General features: G+C 32.6%; 15 protein-coding genes and 5 pseudogenes. 11 read left to right on the forward strand and 9 right to left on the reverse strand.

The window, feature by feature from the left end:
* Positions 1 to 88: 88 nt before the first annotated feature.
* On the reverse strand, positions 89 to 1,102 hold the full coding sequence (locus TERY_RS26025; protein WP_011614117.1) for a DUF4347 domain-containing protein: 1,014 nt from the start codon (positions 1,100 to 1,102) through the stop codon (positions 89 to 91).
* Positions 1,103 to 1,343: 241 nt separating this feature from the next.
* Between TERY_RS26025 and TERY_RS37890 the strand changes: the two are divergent.
* The 3 genes and pseudogenes from TERY_RS37890 to TERY_RS23600 all read left to right on the forward strand — a co-directional run.
* A pseudogene (locus tag TERY_RS37890) lies at positions 1,344 to 1,884 on the forward strand (IS1 family transposase); the annotation flags it as partial.
* A gap of 415 nt (positions 1,885 to 2,299) precedes the next feature.
* A pseudogene (locus tag TERY_RS31705) lies at positions 2,300 to 3,201 on the forward strand (transposase).
* A gap of 404 nt (positions 3,202 to 3,605) precedes the next feature.
* Entirely contained in the window at positions 3,606 to 4,028 is a 423-nt protein-coding gene (locus TERY_RS23600) for a CAAD domain-containing protein (RefSeq protein ID WP_011614119.1), read from the forward strand.
* 84 nt (positions 4,029 to 4,112) lie between these two features.
* Here TERY_RS23600 and aroA read toward each other — a convergent pair whose 3' ends face one another.
* From aroA to TERY_RS37910, 7 genes and pseudogenes are all read right to left on the reverse strand, one after another.
* Entirely contained in the window at positions 4,113 to 5,471 is a 1,359-nt protein-coding gene (gene aroA / locus TERY_RS23605) for a 3-phosphoshikimate 1-carboxyvinyltransferase (protein ID WP_044137997.1), read from the reverse strand.
* 533 nt (positions 5,472 to 6,004) lie between these two features.
* Positions 6,005 to 6,172, reverse strand: a complete 168-nt coding sequence (locus TERY_RS37895) for a hypothetical protein (RefSeq protein ID WP_370496220.1) — start codon at positions 6,170 to 6,172, stop codon at positions 6,005 to 6,007.
* A 174-nt stretch (positions 6,173 to 6,346) separates the two neighbouring features.
* Positions 6,347 to 6,478, reverse strand: a complete 132-nt coding sequence (locus TERY_RS37900; RefSeq protein WP_370496222.1) for a hypothetical protein — start codon at positions 6,476 to 6,478, stop codon at positions 6,347 to 6,349.
* Positions 6,479 to 7,009: 531 nt separating this feature from the next.
* Positions 7,010 to 8,055 (reverse strand): annotated as a pseudogene (locus TERY_RS31710) (transposase).
* A 435-nt stretch (positions 8,056 to 8,490) separates the two neighbouring features.
* Complete coding sequence (locus TERY_RS23620) at positions 8,491 to 9,507, reverse strand: CHAD domain-containing protein (protein WP_011614121.1); 1,017 nt, start codon at positions 9,505 to 9,507, stop codon at positions 8,491 to 8,493.
* A gap of 885 nt (positions 9,508 to 10,392) precedes the next feature.
* Positions 10,393 to 10,764: pseudogene (locus TERY_RS37905) on the reverse strand (transposase family protein); the annotation flags it as partial.
* Between the two features lie 12 nt (positions 10,765 to 10,776).
* On the reverse strand, positions 10,777 to 11,259 hold the full coding sequence (locus TERY_RS37910) for a helix-turn-helix domain-containing protein (protein WP_081432576.1): 483 nt from the start codon (positions 11,257 to 11,259) through the stop codon (positions 10,777 to 10,779).
* 872 nt (positions 11,260 to 12,131) lie between these two features.
* Here TERY_RS37910 and TERY_RS34110 point away from each other — a divergent pair.
* Positions 12,132 to 12,278: a hypothetical protein gene (locus TERY_RS34110; RefSeq protein WP_155994609.1), complete on the forward strand. Its 147-nt coding sequence runs from the start codon at positions 12,132 to 12,134 to the stop codon at positions 12,276 to 12,278.
* Positions 12,279 to 12,376: 98 nt separating this feature from the next.
* Here the strand turns inward: TERY_RS34110 and TERY_RS31725 are convergent.
* Positions 12,377 to 13,422, reverse strand: a pseudogene (locus TERY_RS31725) (transposase).
* 607 nt (positions 13,423 to 14,029) lie between these two features.
* Between TERY_RS31725 and TERY_RS23645 the strand changes: the two are divergent.
* From TERY_RS23645 to TERY_RS35610, 7 genes are all read left to right on the forward strand, one after another.
* The gene (locus tag TERY_RS23645) at positions 14,030 to 14,851 is read left to right on the forward strand and encodes an NAD-dependent epimerase/dehydratase family protein (RefSeq protein WP_011614124.1); all 822 of its coding nucleotides are present in this window, start codon (positions 14,030 to 14,032) and stop codon (positions 14,849 to 14,851) included.
* Positions 14,852 to 15,226: 375 nt separating this feature from the next.
* Positions 15,227 to 16,231: a CbiQ family ECF transporter T component gene (locus TERY_RS23650; protein WP_011614125.1), complete on the forward strand. Its 1,005-nt coding sequence runs from the start codon at positions 15,227 to 15,229 to the stop codon at positions 16,229 to 16,231.
* Between the two features lie 584 nt (positions 16,232 to 16,815).
* Positions 16,816 to 17,103 (forward strand): transcriptional coactivator PipX, encoded by a 288-nt coding sequence (pipX, locus tag TERY_RS23655; RefSeq protein WP_011614126.1) that lies wholly within the window; start codon positions 16,816 to 16,818, stop codon positions 17,101 to 17,103.
* Positions 17,104 to 17,589: 486 nt separating this feature from the next.
* Complete coding sequence (locus tag TERY_RS23660; RefSeq protein WP_011614127.1) at positions 17,590 to 18,270, forward strand: YggS family pyridoxal phosphate-dependent enzyme; 681 nt, start codon at positions 17,590 to 17,592, stop codon at positions 18,268 to 18,270.
* A gap of 240 nt (positions 18,271 to 18,510) precedes the next feature.
* Positions 18,511 to 18,879, forward strand: coding sequence for a transposase (locus TERY_RS35600; RefSeq protein WP_011614128.1), 369 nt, complete (start codon positions 18,511 to 18,513; stop codon positions 18,877 to 18,879).
* A 63-nt stretch (positions 18,880 to 18,942) separates the two neighbouring features.
* Positions 18,943 to 19,110 carry a hypothetical protein gene (locus TERY_RS35605; RefSeq protein ID WP_196797160.1) on the forward strand — a complete coding sequence of 56 codons (168 nt, stop codon included), beginning with the start codon at positions 18,943 to 18,945 and terminating at the stop codon, positions 19,108 to 19,110.
* Positions 19,111 to 19,434: 324 nt separating this feature from the next.
* Entirely contained in the window at positions 19,435 to 19,749 is a 315-nt protein-coding gene (locus TERY_RS35610) for a hypothetical protein (protein ID WP_011614129.1), read from the forward strand.
* The last annotated feature ends 61 nt before the right edge of the window (positions 19,750 to 19,810 follow it).

Below are 19,810 nucleotides of genomic sequence, written 5' to 3' on the forward strand. Positions count from 1 at the left end.
CTCTTGAGAATGCCACCACCAAGATTAATCTTTGTTTTGTTAGACTTATGCTGAAGAGATTGGCGTTGGCAGAGGATGGTGGCGGTAGCTATATCGCCTGAACGGCAAAAAAAGATCCACTCAGGGGTTTTATATTAACCTTACCCACTTTGTTGAGCTGCTCTTGGATGTTATTGGGTAATTCAACTCCCAAGGTATCACCCAGAAATTCTATAGCTTCTGTGGGAGAAAATTCCCCTGAAAATTTATAACCCGTAGGATTCTGAGCCGTTCCTTCAATGATTAAAGTAGGATTTGTAGCACTAATCTGTTGAGTAATGGGGGTTAAGTTAAGTCTCGTGAGAATTTCGTTTATCTGATCAGTAATATCTAGTGTCCCATTGTAGGATGCGGTGATTTTATCTTCCGTTTCCGTAAGTGACACATTAGCGAAAGGGTTATTCTTATCGATCCATATTTGAGCGAATGGGGGAAGTCCAGATACTAAAAAGTTACCAGTATCTAATACTGAAGCATAATCTGCTAAACTTTCTGATGTAAAAGCGCGAGCAAATTCTCCCTGACCCAAAGTAATTTCTAGTTCCCAGTCACCACCCAAGATAGCATTTCCTGTCAAGTTGGCAGAAGCAGCAATATTAGCTTTGGTTAAACTTTGTACTTTTGACAGAAATTCTGTTCCTGTATTTTCTACAGCTACTTGACAACCATAGATCAGTAAATTTGCTGAGGGAACTTCGATAAACCACTTTTGTAGGTCTTCACCATATTTATCTAGAGTTTCTAAGCTTAGTTGAGTATTTCCTAAGTATAAACATCCAGGGGAACCATGGGACAAAATGTGTAGAGTTTCAACCCCTCGATAGTTCCGTAAAACCTGAGTAATTTGTTGAACACCATCCCTATCTGGGTTTAAAACTACCCCATCAATACCAGGTTTAATACTATGAAGTAACTGTTGATAGTCATCAACACCCTTATCTATTACTACAAGTTCACGAGCATTAGATATCAATGCCTCAGCATAACTAACTTCTTTTGAGGAGTATGAGCAGAAGGAAGTAATGCTTTTATCCCATACAGTTAGAGACGGTTGCTTATTCATAGATGCTAGAAAACGAAAACAAAATTTGTTGTTTCTTGAAAAAAATATAAGCTTAAAATTTCCCACTTAACTCCACAATTGAAATAAGTGCTTAGGAATTAAACTTTTCCTGATTTATTAAATCAAAATGAAATAGCAATAGCCAAGAGTTTCATCAAAATTATTTTTATTAGTACAAACAGTATGAAATAGTAGAAAAAGTAAAATGTTACTAAAATCATGAAGTATTATTAATAATTATGACATTAAAGAGTTGTGCTTCAAAATATCCCTTGACAGCATGGGATTCCGAGCTATTGAGAGAGTGACTCGTATTTCTCTGTCGGACAGTGCTTAACTGGGTAGGAATTACTGCAGCACAAATGCCTGAAGAGAACTTAGAAACTCCTGAAATAGCTCAAAGCCTCAAAAAAAATTTGGGTCTGGACAGTCGTAAATAGTCAAATGTCAGGAATTATTAAGTTTGTTATAGGCGATCGCTGGGCTGTGACCTTGACAATATTATGGCAGATGATTGAAGGTTGAGCTTGTTTTCTTTATATTACTGATAGCTACAAGGTTTATCCTTGCTTAATTGAGGATCGCGATCACAAGGTCAGTAAAACAGCCTTGACCTGAGTAGAGTTAGAAAACTGCCGTCTAAGAAACTACTTAGTTAAGTTGCATCATAAAACTTTATGCTATTTCAAGTCAATTGATATGTTATGCAAGTCAATGCGCTTGCTGATCTATTTTTGAAACATGGCAATTTGAAACATCGGCACATTCCTCAATTCTCCTAATCATTTGTCACTGTGCAACGCCCAATACTGAGCTACTTAGTTTAAATATGATTATGTTCGTTTTAATATTCCTTTTGAATCAAAAATAAATTTGTTAAATTCTCTTCATTTACTCCGACTATTTGTAACATTCTTTTGGTATTAGTAGTACTAAAATATATTCCTTAAAAAAAAATTAGGTTAATAGCCTCCCCTTTCAAGATTCGAGAAAAAAATATTTGTGATTATTATTTTAATTGAGGTGCTTCAGCTAGGAAGAGATGCTGATTAACAGATGATCTTAAATAATCAGGGTTTCTTAACAAAAAATACTCAATTGAGCAGAAATAATCATATTTGCATGAATATTTTTATAGTATTTCCCATAGTCATAAGGTACACTAGAAGAGCTAATTTTTTAGCGATCGCGAAACTGATGAAACTTTATTCTATAGACTTTATAAAAAAAATTGTAGAAATTTGTGGCTACGGAAAAAATGTCTATAAAGAATCTAGCTTATAGGTTTGGAGAGAGTCAAAATTTTATTCAAACCTTAACCAAAAAATATCAAGAAACTGGAGATATTAAACCTTTACCTCAAAGAGTAAGTCCTCCTTCTCAGCTCAATAGTGAAGAGTTATTAATCTTAGTAGAAATAATGGAGAAAAATAATGATGCAACTAATGAGAAGTCATGGGAATTACTCGAAGTAGCCACAGGAGTAAAAGTAGGAAAAAATACAATCAATTGGATAACTGAAAAATTAAACTACAGTCTCACAAAAAATATTGTATACAGCTGAAAAAGAAAATGTTCAACTCCAATATAAGAGAGTAGAATATTGGGAAAGAGTCAGAGGGATAAAGGCCTATAATTTAGTTTATATAGATGAATAAAGAGTAAATTTGGGAATTCTTCAATTATATGCTACAGCATTAAAAAGGAAAAGAACCAGAGAATAAAAACCTCAAAAACTAGCACAAAATATCTCAATGATAGGAGCTATATCTTGAGAAAAAGTTGTAGTAAAAAGAAATATTGATGGAGCAGTAAATGGAGTAACTTTTGAGACTTTTATACTTAAAGAAGTAGTCCCATGACTATGGAAGGGAGCTTGTGTTATAATGGGCAATGGGAAAATTTATTTCTCCTAAATGGTGAGAGAAGTTATTGAATAAGTTGGAGCTAGTCTGTTATTTTCACCTCCTTATTCACCTAATTTTTCTTCAATTGAAAACTTTTAGTCAAAGACGAAAGCTATTCTAAGAATAGTTAAAGCAAGAAATTATAAAGATTTAATTGATGCCATTACCTCAACTATATTAAAAATTAGTTAACAAGATATCCGCAATTGGTTTAACAATTCTTGTTACTGTACCTCATAGCTATGGGAATTGCTATATTACCCGGGGTTGGAACATAATTTTGATGCGCCTCAGCCCAAAACTGACCTGCTTTTTTTCATAATCTCTGTTTAAAATGGGAAAAACTTAACCATAGCCCATAGATCCAGGTTGACTGAGCATAGAGAAGTGGACTTAGAAGGATTTAACATCTATTCCTTCAATTGTGATTTACTACACTGATATATCAACTTGATCAATTATTCTGGCAATGTCAAGTTTTCTTGATTTACGTTTAAGTCTAGAGATAACTTCAAGGTAAAGTAGGTCATGTCCTATAAAATCATGGAAAACCTCTATGTTTGTCATAATTAACTTATTAACGAAGGGGCACTATTATGCAACAAAAACAAGACACTATACAGCAAGTAGAAATAAATGCTACAGAAGCAGGTTCTTTAGCTAAAGTCTCCAATTCTGAAAAAACATCTAATCAGTTTGGAGATGTCAAGAACCAATTCTTAGAAACATTCTCAGAATTACCAGCAATTATTAGTGGTTTTTTTGGACAATATAAAAAGCCAATTCTTACTCTGGTTACAGTTGTAGGACTCATTATTACTTTCAAGGTAATATTGGCAGTACTTGAATCATTAAATGATATTCCACTGCTAGCTCCAACTTTTGAGTTAATTGGTATTATCTATTCGGGCTGGTTTACATATCGGTATCTAATTCGTGCTTCTAACCGTCAGGAGTTATCAGCAGAAATTAAAGCTTGGAAAGAGCAAATACTAGGTAATAGGCCATCTGATAGTTAATCATACTTGAAAGGACTTTAAAACTTAGGCATTGGTTAATTTTTCATAATTTAGCCGATGCCTAAAACTTGGGTAATTTTTAACCTAATTTATGTTTGAAGTACAGACTTGTTGTAGAGTTTGAACAAAGCTGGGATAAGAGATATTGACAGTTTCAGCATGATGGATATTAGTAATGCCAGTAGCATTCAATGCAGCGATCGCTAAACTCATTGCTACTCGATGATCCCCATTGCTCTCAACATCTGTACCAGTTATAGAAACACCACCAGTAATTTCCAAACCATCTGGTAGTTCTATAATTTTAGCCCCCAGTTTTTGGAGCTGGGTGGCCATAACTGCTAGGCGATCGCTTTCTTTGACCCGCAACTCAGCAGCATCCCGAATCACTGTTGTCCCTTCAGCAAACATAGCAGCTACGGCCAAAATTGGAATTTCATCAATTAATCTGGGAATAATAGAACCAGAAATTTCGCAAGCTTTTAATGAACTGTAACATACCCGTAAATCTGCTACAGGTTCTCCTGCTACAACTCGGTGATTTTCCTGTCTAATATCTACTTCCATTCTTTCTAATACTTCCAAAATACCTGTACGGGTAGAATTAACACCAACATTTTCAATTACTAATTCTGAGCCAGGTACAATAGCTGCTGCTACTAACCAAAAAGCTGCGGAGCTAATATCACCAGGCACAACTACATCTTGGCCTTTAAGTTGAGCCGGACCTGTTACCGTCACACTATTTGTTTCTGGGTCCACTTGAATTTCTGCTCCAAAAGCTTTTAACATTCTTTCACTATGGTCTCGTGAAAGAGCAGGTTCAGTTATCGTAGTTTTCCCTTCTGCCATTAAACCAGCTAACAAAATACAAGATTTCACCTGAGCTGAAGCAATGGGAGAATAATAATGAATTGGTCGTAACTTTTGTCCCTGAATTGCTAAAGGTGCCAAGCTGTTTCCTTTTCTACCCCAGATTTGAGCCCCCATTTCTGTGAGTGGCTGAATAACACGAGACATTGGACGTTGTACTAAGGAGCTATCCCCTGTCACAGTAAAGAAATGTTCAGGATGGGATGCTAAAATTCCCAACATTAGTCGCATTGTAGTGCCTGAATTACCACAGTCCAAAACGCAAGATGGTTCTGTAAGATTTAAAAGACCCACTCCATCAACTTGTACAAACTCCGAATTAAGTTGGGAAATATTCGCCCCAAGAAGTGAAAAACATCCAGCAGTACTGTAGGGATCAGCTCCTAAGAGTAAACCTTGAATATTAGTTTGGCCTTGAGCTATTGCTCCTAACATCAAAGCGCGATGAGAAATTGATTTATCTCCAGGAATTGAAATATTACCGCAAAGAGATAAACCTAACTTTGGGTTTTGAATTATCAAAGTTTCCTGACTATTTGTAATTTTTGTACTAACTACAGTAGCTACCATAAAATCAACCTTTACTAACGCCACAGCCATAATATTATAAGATGGTGAAAAGCATGGCGATGAGATTACAGAGCATCAATAATTCATTAATATCAAACTAAATTAGTCTATTATTTGTGCTTTAAGTATTAAGTAAAAATATTAAACTGCCCAAAAAATTGCAACAAAAGTAAAAAAAATTAACTAAGTTCAATAGATTAACTTAGATTGACAGATTCGCAAGATTGAGATATGTAATTTTCAAGTTTTTTTGTTAATATATATCTCTTATTTCTAATAATCTATAATAGAGTTCTTGGGAAATAACTTAGGGAGCGCGAACAATAAAAATCAAACTAATCAATTTTGAGAGCGTGATTTTATTATTTATGCTGCCATCAGTTACAGGTTCCATATTCCAGTTGCTGTTAACATTAATTTGTCATCAAAATCATACTTATAATTACGGTAAATCTGATTAACAGCCCCATAGCCCTTGATACCCGCAAAGGCGTTTTCACATATCACCCGCTTATTGACTTAATGTCCGATTTTCAAGGCGTTGCTGTTGCTATTAATTCTCCCCCTTTTGGTTTCTTATGGGGTATGTGGATATTTTTATATTGCTGTTGAATACCTTGAAACCCACTCATAACTTCAATTAGTATCTCCCCTGGTATATTTCCTATCAACTTTTCTTCCTCATGTAATTTCTTCCTCATGTAATTTTCCAACTCGATCTTGGCTCAATACCAGCACTTGTTTGTTTTGGTCTACTGCTGCTAGGTGTTTACAGGTATTACGCTTTTTTTTCCTGAATAATTCAGTTTTGGTTTTTCTGAGTCATTGGGTCGTTGCATAGGCCGTTCTGTGCCATCCATTACTACTCCTTCTACTCAAGGAAAACATTCTATAAATGCTTGGAAACTGTTGATTTGGCGTTCTGGTAGTGCTTTTTTTTCTCCCAAGGTTGCTTCTAATATAGGCTGTAAGCGATGAGCCCAATAATGTGCCTGGCTACGGTCCATGTCAAACAGAATACTAGCCAAATCAAAGGTGGGATAACTTTTCAAGTAGAAGAGGATATAAAATCATTTGTCTTCAACAGTGGGTAAACGAGCCAAAAGGCCTACTCCAACAGAGCGTTGACGAGGTTTGTTCCTCAATATTTGCTCATATATTTGAGTAAAGGTTAAGAGTAAGAATTGAAATGCTTTACGATTTAATTGGTGTTAATGCTCTGAGTAACCTATCATCTTTTAAGGCCCGTTTTATATTTAGCATTTCTCAGCACCAATTTTTTCTTAACTTAATTTAACCTTATTTCCCAACAACTCTAATATTAAGTTTTAATTGGAAGAAATCTTTCACCCTTTTACCCTTTGCCAACATTTACCAAAGTATAAGTATTCAGGCAGACATAATCAGGACTTACGCAAAGACACTATATATAGCGCATGACAACTTCGACGAACTTCACTATAGTCATGTGCGTTAGCGGAGCTTTGCGTTAGCAATCGCCTAACTATTTTGACTCAAAAAACCTTGAGTTTTTCAAGTCAAATAACTTTCATTTTAATTGAAGGATTTTTCAATTGATCCCTTAGATATTTTGATAATAATTCATGCTTAACTTGATAAATACTTTTGCCTATTTTAGTAGCAAATCTTTTGAAGAAGTTCCACACTAACATTGCACAAACAATATGATTTTTCTGAATTATTCGCAGACGACACTGACAAAATCCTCAACCTGTTAATTGCTTAATTTCTCTATTAAATTCTTCGATTTTCCATCTAGTTTGAGATTCAAACTCTACATCATAAGAGTGATGATTGAGTCAAGTCATTAGTGACAATATATTCTGCTGAAGTTGGCAGATACACCTAATCCAAAATATTTTCACCTTTTGGCAGAGTGGAAACCCTTTAATTAGAATTATTTTTCCTGACTTTTTTTCAGCTTCATTCCAATTTAAATCTTGAACTTTTTTGTATTTTTCTGCACCTCGTGTATCATCAACGCGCGCGATTACTTTTTAAAGGACAGTAGTAAATTTTTCTATCATTATCTATTAATCCCATTAATTTTTGTGTTGCATACCCAAATCCATTAATACTGTTTTAAATGGTATTTTCTTATTATTTATGGCATTAAGTATCATTTCTTCAACACTCTTCTATTTTTGTTTTCTTGTCAGTATCTGGGTCATAAATTCTATAATCTATAATCCATAATTGTTCATTTTGGGGATTAAAATATACACAATTAACTATTCCAAGACCCACGAACTTCGCAGCTGATAGAACGCAAACAACTTGATGAACCTATACCACTATATTGTCCTCGTGTAAGTTCAATATTATATCCATACTTTTTATTAATTACTGTGTCATCAAAAATTAAATAAGCTTCGGTATCACCAAACAAATTCTTCTTGAACATTTCGCCATAAATCTTCTGAATTTAAAGACTCTGCTCTTAAATAGCGATTTATTGTATCATGGCTAATATTTTCACTCTGGATTTGCGGCGTAGCGTTATAGTAAAATTTGTGTGAGATTTAAGTAAATATTGACAGTAGTCAACAAAATTAAAATTCATATTTTTGAACTAATATAATCCTGTCATTATCATCTAATAATTAAAGCTTTTTAGCAAGTTAATTTAACCTAATTGTAACTTTGTTTAAAGATACATTAAAAGTAATATCTATCTGAAAAAAAACTAATTATAGTATGGAGAATTTCATATCGACAGTACGCTATATATAGCGTACTTGCGTAAGTCCTGATAATATTAAATTGTCAGTTTGGTAGGCTGCTCTGTAATGAGTGTCCCATTATAATTATGATCAGATCTGTGATCGCGTCAAAGCACCCTTCAATCAAATTAACTAGAACATTATATCTAGTAACAGGGGCGTTCAAAAATAGACATAACTCTATCAAAGCAATGCTTACAGAAATTTTCTCCAAAGGAATTCTTAAATCTAAGCTGTTGTCTATTCTTGGCTAAAAATATCAACTTATCTGCTCTTTATTTCAAAGGTCGCAATAATTCTGAGCGAAAATTTTGTCGAACTTGAATATTAAGATACCGTCTTTGCAAAACTTGCCATTTGCGCAAGGCTTTCTCTCGGCTGTGTTTTAGTTGCATAACTAAGTTGGGAAGAACTTTCTCAATGTTAGTGTGCCAGATATTTTCCAGAAATTTTCTGATAATTGCACTATCTTGAATATCACCAAGATATTCTTGGAGTTCTTTCATATCTTTTAAATAAGCCTCATAAGTTGAACCATAAAATTCAGTAAACAAACTCATCTGGTAACGAACTCGCTTGACTTCCTTACGCAAACTATGTAGCCTTTCTTCCTCAGCATCACTAATATTTATAGCAGAAATATCATTATTAATTTTAATGACTTGATATTTGGAATTAGTTTTTTGTAGCAAGAAATTATGATTATCACTTGTTTCTAAATTCTCTTTTTCTACCCCTACTAACCAACCTGAATGAAGAAATAATTGACTAATTTCAGGTAATAATAAATCTGGTAATACTCCTTGAATGGGTAGTTGAGAAACATCTTTGTAAATTGGGTTATCTAGCCATTCCTGAAATTTCTGCTTATACATTAGATAACTCTGATGTCCAAGAATTTTTTGTACTTTCTTAAAAGCTTGATGACGCTGTTTTAGTAACTTTTGCAAAGCTTTATCTAGTTCGACTTGTTCTGAAGTAGGTAAATTTGGTTTGTATTGATTTTCTAGAGCTTCTAAAAGCACATCTAAATCCCTTAAACCTCCTAAACAATGAGCAATTTTACCAATTCTTTGATTTTTAGCAGCTTTTGGCAAAGCTACAACAGGTCTAAAACCTTTAGCTGCAAAGCGCAAACGACGCATACCTATCCGCATTTGATGGAGTTGTTCTGGATCTTGATCTTTAAGTACCTCTGCTTCATGTTTGAGAGTTTTATAAAAATACTTTTTAAACGCTAAGGATGCCCAGTCTCCAAGGCTATTGATTTTCGGTGATACTTGTGTAGTCATAATTAATTGAAACCCTAACTTCAATTCAACGTTTTACTAGTAGTACTTAAACATCTTCTGGTTAAAAAATTCATCAAAGTAATTATAGACAAGGGAATTACCTTGATACCATAAGGCTATGACAAAAACTTTTGCTTCCACGCAGGTCTATACCTTTTTAATGTAAAATAGTTGAGTTGTCTTTTTTGAGTCTATTTTTTTGCTCCAGTGACTGTTTAAGTATAAATAATACTGTGAATTAATTATAATAACATTTATTGTTGCTTATTAACAATTTGTTTTGTTCAATTATCATACTTTACTGCTAAACCAGTCAGTCGCAGTTCTATTTATTCAAAGCTACGATTTACTCTTATTCCCCCACTGTTAAAAATATTTTGATCTGTACTTTTAGAAAAAAGTAAAATATAATCGTCTCTCTCCTATATTTAGAATAAGTTCTACCTAAGTTTAACCCCAGATAAAATCCGATTTGCTGTTTTGCATTTAAACTGTGATCATGGCATCATCTTTATTTGTTAGATATCTATTTTTATAACCAATTAATTTTTCAAAGTTTATGCAACAAAAGTTATAATTCTGGAATTAATTTAAACAGTCCATGAACAATATACTTTTTCACTGGTGTTGCATTATAGAAAATGATATTCTAGAATTTTATTAAGAAATGGATTTTCCTTATTAGACATCTCCAAAAATACTCAAACATTTATCCTAACTATCTTTAGTGGTGCGATCGCTACTTATGAAGATAGTTAATTTGTACAGTTTTATGGGCATCAGAGATACTTCATGTTACTAATTCAAATATTTATTGTACTTTGATTTATTATTTTTATCTCGGCTTTTGATGGTTTATACTAATATAAAAGAGCCAATTCTTAGTCACACTAAACCACATATTGTTAAGATTACTTTTTGATAATTATTATCTTTTAATCTGAATCTTTCTCTAGCAATTGTAAATATTTTAATTAATCTTATTATATGTTCTACAAATATTCTCTTTCTGGCTTTTTCTTGATTTTCTTCTTTGATTTCTAGCGGCATTTCTTTTTTTCTTGGTTTCTTTTTTGGTGTAGTAGTTCTTTCTACTCCTTCATCAGCTTTATCTCCTTGAAACCTTTGTTTTTTATCAAATTTATCCTGTTGTTTTCTTAATATTTTTACATCACTTACTGGACCTTTTTCTCCTACTATTACATCTACTATTTCTGTTCCTTTTGGTGTCGTTATTATTTGATTTTTAAAAGTATGATTTTTCTTTTTTCATATTTGATATTTTTCTTGGTCTTTATATTCACTTGGTCTTTCTCTACTTTGTTCTGTACTATCTACAATTAATTCTAATTCTGTTAATATCTCCTTTACCCATTCCAATTCATTTTCTTTTTTTTTTACTTGTTCTAATAAACTTGCTGGCAGTAATTCTCTGAGAATATCTATCCAGTAATGAAAAATATTATTAGCACTTGATTCACTTATACCAAAGTTAATTCCTAATGTTTGAAAACTTGGTATTTGATGTAAATAAAATAACGTTAAAATTATTTCTTCTTCCTTTGTTAAATTCTTTTTTCTGACTCCACCTGCTTTAATTAATCTTTTTTCTGTTTTGGCGATCGCCTCCTTTTTCTCTGATTCTATTACTTGGGCCTTTGCTATTAATTTTATTAGCTGTTCATAAGTAATGCCAATAATTCTTTTTGTTTCTTTTGGATGATTATAAATATATTCTAAAGTTGGATTCATTTGGGAGACTTTATACATAAATGGTTTTGATAATTTTACCTTATTTTCTATTTTGGAGATGTTTATTGTCAAAGCTATAAAGTAATAAAAAAAAAGGCCATCGTCAGGTAAAACAGAGTTATTTGTGTTGTGAGTGTGGCGGTTAATGTGTGAAAAACCCCTGTTTGATCAGTTATAGTTATAGTCTTAAAGAGTTTTGCAGAAAAATATCCCTCAATAGTTTATGATTCCGAGCCATTGAGAAAGTGACTGTTATTTCCCACAACATGGTGCTTAACTAGGTATAGCTGGCAGAAACACATATTCAAACTAGAAAACTTTAGAGATCCTGAAATTGCTCACCTTTGATGAACTGCAAAATGCGTTTTAGCTCAAAAAAACAAAATTTGGATCTCAATAGTCGTAAATATCCAAATAACAGGAATTCTAAAGTTTATAACAGGCGATGACTCTGCCGTTACCTTTAGACTTATGAGTTAAATGGTTATACTAAGTAGCGATCCCCAAGTATTTAACCAACAGGTAGGTAAATGTCATATTCAAGCATTGTAAAAGATTAATAATGGATTCTGATTGAACCGTTATTGCCAAAAAAAAAGAAAACTTGCCCTATACATAGAGAAATCTATTGAATAACAGGGCTAATTGATAAAATTAGAAATGTATTGTACTTTCAAGTCAGTCAACAAGTTAAAAAAAAGGGGTCCAGAACAACTGTAATAATTATTGATTTACAAGCAGTAAAAAATACCTGTAATGCTAGTGTAAAGTCCAATGGATTCCATTCTGTTTCTTGTAAGCTACTAATGGAATTTAGGAAACACTTAGCAATATATAGCTTAGGCTTTCTTTTTTTTTTATCCGTAGGATATGTGTCATCACAAACTGATGATGACGAGGGATTAATTGAAATGTTGTCAGATAATATTGACTACTTTAAACCTAAACCTGTAAACATTCGTAAAATAGATATTTTACTTAATCAGGACTTACGCAAAGACACTATATATAGCGCATGACAACTTCGACGAACTTCACTATAGTCATGTGCGTTAGCGGAGCTTTGCGTTAGCAATCGCCTAACTATTTTGACTCAAAAAACCTTGAGTTTTTCAAGTCAAATAACTTTCATTTTAATTGAAGGATTTTTCAATTGATCCCTTAGATATTTTGATAATAATTCATGCTTAACTTGATAAATACTTTTGCCTATTTTAGTAGCAAATCTTTTGAAGAAGTTCCACACTAACATTGCACAAACAATATGATTTTTCTGAATTATTCGCAGACGACACTGACAAAATCCTCAACCTGTTAATTGCTTAATTTCTCTATTAAATTCTTCGATTTTCCATCTAGTTTGAGATTCAAACTCTACATCATAAGAGTGATGATTGAGTCAAGTCATTAGTGACAATATATTCTGCTGAAGTTGGCAGATACACCTAATCCAAAATATTTTCACCTTTTGGCAGAGTGGAAACCCTTTAATTAGAATTATTTTTCCTGACTTTTTTTCAGCTTCATTCCAATTTAAATCTTGAACTTTTTTGTATTTTTCTGCACCTCGTGTATCATCAACGCGCGCGATTACTTTTTAAAGGACAGTAGTAAATTTTTCTATCATTATCTATTAATCCCATTAATTTTTGTGTTGCATACCCAAATCCATTAATACTGTTTTAAATGGTATTTTCTTATTATTTATGGCATTAAGTATCATTTCTTCAACACTCTTCTATTTTTGTTTTCTTGTCAGTATCTGGGTCATAAATTCTATAATCTATAATCCATAATTGTTCATTTTGGGGATTAAAATATACACAATTAACTATTCCAAGACCCACGAACTTCGCAGCTGATAGAACGCAAACAACTTGATGAACCTATACCACTATATTGTCCTCGTGTAAGTTCAATATTATATCCATACTTTTTATTAATTACTGTGTCATCAAAAATTAAATAAGCTTCGGTATCACCAAACAAATTCTTCTTGAACATTTCGCCATAAATCTTCTGAATTTAAAGACTCTGCTCTTAAATAGCGATTTATTGTATCATGGCTAATATTTTCACTCTGGATTTGCGGCGTAGCGTTATAGTAAAATTTGTGTGAGATTTAAGTAAATATTGACAGTAGTCAACAAAATTAAAATTCATATTTTTGAACTAATATAATCCTGTCATTATCATCTAATAATTAAAGCTTTTTAGCAAGTTAATTTAACCTAATTGTAACTTTGTTTAAAGATACATTAAAAGTAATATCTATCTGAAAAAAAACTAATTATAGTATGGAGAATTTCATATCGACAGTACGCTATATATAGCGTACTTGCGTAAGTCCTGTTAATAATGGATACCACTGCGAAAAATTTATACAGAAGTTAAAGAAAATTTACTCAGCAATTTATGACCAAGATTAAATTTCAACTGTCCCCCAAACTATCAAAAGTGGAGAAAGAAAAAGGAGGAAAAATGGGATTGGTTCCAGTTAAAACGATATAGGTTATACAAAAAACTTACCTTCTGGATGGAAAGATGTTTGAGACTAAAAAAATTTGATGGGAACTCACCGAAAAGGCTATGGCCTACTATTAATCTTTTTTGATACAACTAATGCTCAAAAGATTAGCTTCAGGAAGCAAGTGCGACAGCTATATCCCCTAAGTTTTAAAGATCCCTGTAGGAGTTTTATAGTAAGGAATTTCTTATTTTAACTTAATCAGGTATAGTATCAAAAGTAAGTAATATCTGGAAAAACAGAATGAAAATTGCAATTATTGGTTGTGGTTATGTAGGCAGTGCAGTTGCCAAGTTGTGGAGTCAGAAAGGTCATAAAATGATTATAACTACTACTACTCCTGAAAGAGTTTCAGAATTACAAAATATAACACAACAAGTAGTAGTAATGAAAGGCAATGACTTTAACGCAATGAAGGATGTATTGCAAAATCAAGAAGTAGTATTGTTGAGTGTAGGCGATCGCTATCGTACTGGGTACAAACAAACTTACCTAGAAACTGCCGAAACTCTCTTAACTGCCTTAAAAAAAACTCCTACTGTCAAACAAATAATTTATACAGGTAGTTACTCAGTTTATGGTGATAAAAATGGTGAGTGGGTAGATGAAAATTCTTCTGTTACCCCTGCTACTGAAGGTGGAAAAATTCTCCATGAAACTGAGCAGGTGTTATTATCGGCATCCACTCCCCAGCAACGAGTGTGTATCCTGCGTTTAGGAGGAATTTACGGACCAGGTCGGGAGTTAGTGAAAATTTTTAGTAGGTGGGAAGGCCAAACTCGCCCCGGCAGTGGGAATGATGTCACAAACTGGATTCATTTAGATGATATTGTGGAAGCATTGGAGTTTGCTAAGAAGAAACAGTTGCAGGGTATTTACAATTTGGTGAATAATGTACCGATGATAAGTCGAGAATTACTTGATGGTTTACACAAATATCAGGGTTTAGGACAGATTTATTGGGATGACTCCACTTTTTCAACACGTCCTTTTAATGCTAGGGTATCAAATCAAAAATTGAGAAATGAAGGTTTTGAGTTAGTTCATCCCGAAATTGTCTTTTGAGGAGGGAAGGAGGAAGAAATAAGTTCAAATCTGGTAGCATTAGTATAATTAAATAGTTAATTAGGGGTCACAACCCAGAACTTAGAATTTGGGAGGGAAGAGAACTTAGGAGTATTTGTAGGCTCGGCTGAAGGTAAAATATTTTTGGAAGCCGAATTAAGCAGATTTGATACAAATAAAATAAGGTAAATAATGATAGAGATAGGTAGGTTACCCTGATTCTATAAGGACTTTCATTACAGAAATTTATAGCTTAACTCCAAGTGTACAATTGTCTGATTAAATTGTTATGAGTTAATAATTTCCTATAGTATAAAAACTACTCCCCTACAAATTTACTTTTGTATTTTAACTTTTCACCTTTGATTAATTAATATGGATTTATTACGATCGCTACCTTTAGGATTATATCTAGAAAAACCCATAACATGGCTACATAAACTTGACCCTAGAGTTAAATTAATCTGGCTAATGAGTTTTCTTCTCAGCCCTGTTTTAGGTAGTTCTTCATGGCGTTTAATATTAGTCGCAATATTAATTATTTTAACATTTACTGCCTCAATTCCTTTACGAGTTTGGCAAAAACAAATGGGTTGGTTATTAATGTTCTGTTCTTTAATATTTGTTATGAGTGCAGCGATCGCTCCTGATGGACTTTCAATTAACTATCAACCACGCTTACCAAAAGATGAACTAATTTTTGCTCAACTAACCCCTAACTTAGAATTAGCATCAGAACCAAAAACTTGGAAAAACATTTTTGAAATATTCGGAAAAGAAACTGTTCCACAAACGGTAAGAGAAAGCCCAAAATTAAATAAGCTACCTCAACCCACCTCTTATAGCTACATCATTTTTCAACAAAATCCAATTACCATAACCCGTCGTTCAGTAGATTTAGGCATTCGTATTGCCACTTTATTATTTACAGTTATTTATAGTACTAACCTGTATCTTTTAACTACAGCCTCAGAGGAAATTACAGCAGGTATAGAATATCTCATGGGACTTCTCAATAAATTCAACTTACCTGTAACTGAAATAAGTTTAACTTTAACTCTATCTTTAAGATTTATACCTTTAGTTTTAGAGGAAATACAAAATTTAGTTCGTTCTGTTCAAACTAGAGCAATTAATTGGAAAAAATTAGGACTCCGACAAGCTTCTCAGGTATGGCTAATAGTAGTAGAAAGATTATTAGAAAATTTGTTATTGCGAGCAGATCAAATTGCTAGTGCAATGAAAGTACGAGGTTTTACCACTCCTAACACACATAAAGTAGAATGGCACAATCTAAAGTTAAAGCCATTAGATTTGATAGTATTGGGTAGTTTAGTGTTATTCTGGTGGTTTAGGTTGGCTTGGGGAGGACAAAGTTAAAAAAAAATAAAATATACATTATGATTTATGGCTAGGAAATTGAACTAGGACAGCCTACGGTTCAATTATTATGGCCTACAACGGTAGAGGTCGCTCCCGGGAGTAAATTTTTGCCGTGCTACATTGGTAGCCTTATCTATATAAGTAATTATCTGATATTATTATATAATAGTAAAATAAAATTTTTGTGAAAAGAGCTGTGAGATACTTAGTTTTAGTTTCTGATTAATATTGTTAATATTTTTCAGATCAAAATTGCAGATTGAGATTCATAACTAAATGTCAAACAATAATAATTTTCAGAAAAAATAATATATTACAGATATATTTCTTTACTAAAAGTATTTAAGAAAATGGCGTTGGTTTGGAAGGGGATGAAGTTTCTCTTTTAGGGACAATTAAATTTTAGTTGTCCTCAACGGGATAGGCAAGAAAGTTCTACTCCTGCAGATAAATCATCATCATCAATTACTAACGTCAAGAAAGTAAAAAAGTCTAAAATCTAAAATAAGAGGGTCTGTCAATTGACAAAGGCCACTAAACTCCTTGCAAATTTTGTGATTATCTGCTGATTTTAAGCCTAAATGACCAACGAAACTTACATGAACCATCCTAATTTTGGCCTTTTATATAGGGTGTGCTTAATTGAGATTGAGAACAAGAAAAACAAGAAAGAATTGTTTACAACGCTTTATGCTCAACGCTTATTTTTTTTAGTAGTGACTAATGAAATAGGTGTTATAAAATTTGAACCAGTGAGTCGCTCCGACGCACGCTTAATGGTAGAAATTCGTCTTCGCCTGCTACGTCGTAATCGTCAAACGGATGATTACCAAAAGCTCCAGCAGGTTCACAAAAATACTTTTCAATAATACTCCTTGGTCAGTTATCAGTACCTCTGGAGGAAAAGAAATGAAGTTGTCCTACCAAGACAAATTACGTTCAATAAAAAGTCAAGTAGAAACAATAGATAAAACCCTGGAAATGCTGAGACTTTAATATAATTAAATGTTTTGGCTGTCACCGACATCAAAGGCTCAAAGATTTGATTAGTGGGAATAAAATTGATATTCAATGAATGCTTGTCCTTAATTGATACATTGGACATGACTTAAATGCTTCAATTAATGCCAAAAATCAAGTCAAGGTTTTACTAAAAGATTTTATTACCAACACCAAATTTTGAAGGATATAAAGGAGTTCAATAGAATTCATACCTTTTGAATGAATTGCACGAAGCAGTTGGGCATTTCTTCTTGGCTCGGTTAACTTACTCGCCAAGAAGCCTAGCCCATATTCTTGTAATCAGCTATTGAGTATGTCACTATAAATAGAATATTCTTAAGTCTAAAGATGAAATGGTTGAGTCAATTGCTGAACGTATTACCAACATTAAATCTAATTTACCTAAGTCAGTACGGTTAATTGCTGTAACTAAACAGGTATCAGTTGATACTATTCGTACTGCCTATGCAGCAGGAATACGAGATTTTGGGGAAAATAAAGTTCAAGAAGCAGAAGCAAAGCAAGCTCAACTACAAGATTTACCAGATATTACCTGGCACTTAATTGGCCACTTGCAAAGTAACAAGGTAGTAAAAGCCTTAAAGCAGTTTCAATGGATTCATTCTGTAGACAATTTGAAACTGGCCAAACGCCTTAATGCTCTAGCAGAACAGTTTTGTTATAGTCCCAATATCTGTCTGCAAGTTAAAATTTTGCCTGACCCTAACAAATATGGGTGGACAATAACAGAATTAATGAGTGATTTGGAAGAGTTAAATCAATGTCAACATCTGAAAATTAAAGGTTTAATGACTATTCCACCCCAGGGATTAGACGATTTACAAACTCTATCCGTATTTCAGAAAACTAAGGAGTTAGCTCTCGAAATTAGGGAAAAGAATTTTTCTCACCTAAAAACCCAAGAGCTTTCAATGGGAATGTCAGAAGATTATAATTTAGCTATATCTGCCGGTACTACTATTGTGAGACTAGGTAGAATTTTATTTGGCGAAAGAAAGAATAAAAAAGACTGATACTTTATCTAAGATAACTTAAAAAAATATAGTATACTATCAAACGGGTTAAAAAAGTCAAAATATGGGTTGGTTATATCTTATTTATTGGATTTACTAAATAATCCACGCAATTTTAACCTGTTAATATGTAAAAAATAACGTTTTATTTAATTGTAATAATTATATTATTTTATACCTGAGTTTATAGATTAACAAGAAGTAAAAGAAAAACGGAAAAAATAATTGAATAGTTAACTAATGAGATTAGTTGAGAGACATATAATTAAAGAAAGTCATCAACATGGGAAAGAGATAGATAAATTTTGTTTTCTTTCTAAAAATATCTATAACTATGCTAATTATTTGGTACGTCAATCTTTGATTTTTAACAAAAATTATCTGAACTATAATCAGATATATCATCAATTCAAAAATAGTCCATATTATGGATTATTACCAAGTAAATTAATTCAACAAATACTAAGAATATTAGACAAAAATTGGCAGAGTTTTTTAGTGGCTAATAAAGCCTACAGAGAAAACCCAAATAAATTTACAGAGCAACCAAAACTGCAAAAATATAAAGATAAAATTAAAGGGAGAAATTTATTACTTTATATCATCTAAGCCATTAGTAAGCTAAGTCTGAATCAAGGGAAAATCAAATTATCAAAAATAGATATATAATTCTTGATTCAGGTAGAAAATATTACTTGTGTGAGAATAATTGCGAGACTAAAACGGTATGTAATTGAGGTGGTGTATGAATTACTAAACGAATTTGCTCTAAACAATTCTAAAGCAGTAGTAGCTATTGATATAGGAGTAAATAATTTAGCGGCGTTAACATCAAACTAAAAAGAGTTTACACCGATCCTGGTTAACGGACAGCTGTTAAAAAGTATTAACCAATTCTATAACAAAACGAGGGCAAAATTGTAGAGTAGATTGAAAGAGGAGTTGAGGGCATCAAATCAGATTTAAAGATTAACAGCTAAACGAAATAATCAAATAAAAAATTATTTTCTTTTCTGTAGCAGATGGATAATAAATGATTTAGAGGAATGGGGAATTGGGAAATTAATTATCGTCCAAAAGCCCTTCTGGAAACACTGGGTAAATAATAGATAGAAAAAAAATAATCAATCATTTGTAAATATACCTCATAGTCGTTTTGTAGAAATGTTAAAATACAAGGGAGAAATAGCAGTAATAAAAGTGACTGTAAGTGAAAAAAGTTATACATCTAGTGCTAGTTTTTTGTCATTAGATTATATCCCTAAATATGGAGAAGAAAATGGAAAAAAATATGAGTTTAGTGGTTATCGAGGGTGGAGAGGACTGTGCCTAGAATCAGGCTCAAAAATCAGGATAAATGCAGATATAAATGGGTCATACAACATCATGAGAAAAGTAATCCCAATAGTTTTTGATGGAGGGATAGAGGGCGTTGTAGTTCGTCCAGTTAGGATAACTCCTAATCAAACTAAAAATTAGTTGATATTATATTTAACTAAAGTTTCTAGTAACTATTAGTATTTGTTAATGAAATAGTATT

Origin of the sequence: Trichodesmium erythraeum IMS101, from assembly GCF_000014265.1 — a bacterium.
Taxonomy (GTDB): domain Bacteria; phylum Cyanobacteriota; class Cyanobacteriia; order Cyanobacteriales; family Microcoleaceae; genus Trichodesmium; species Trichodesmium erythraeum.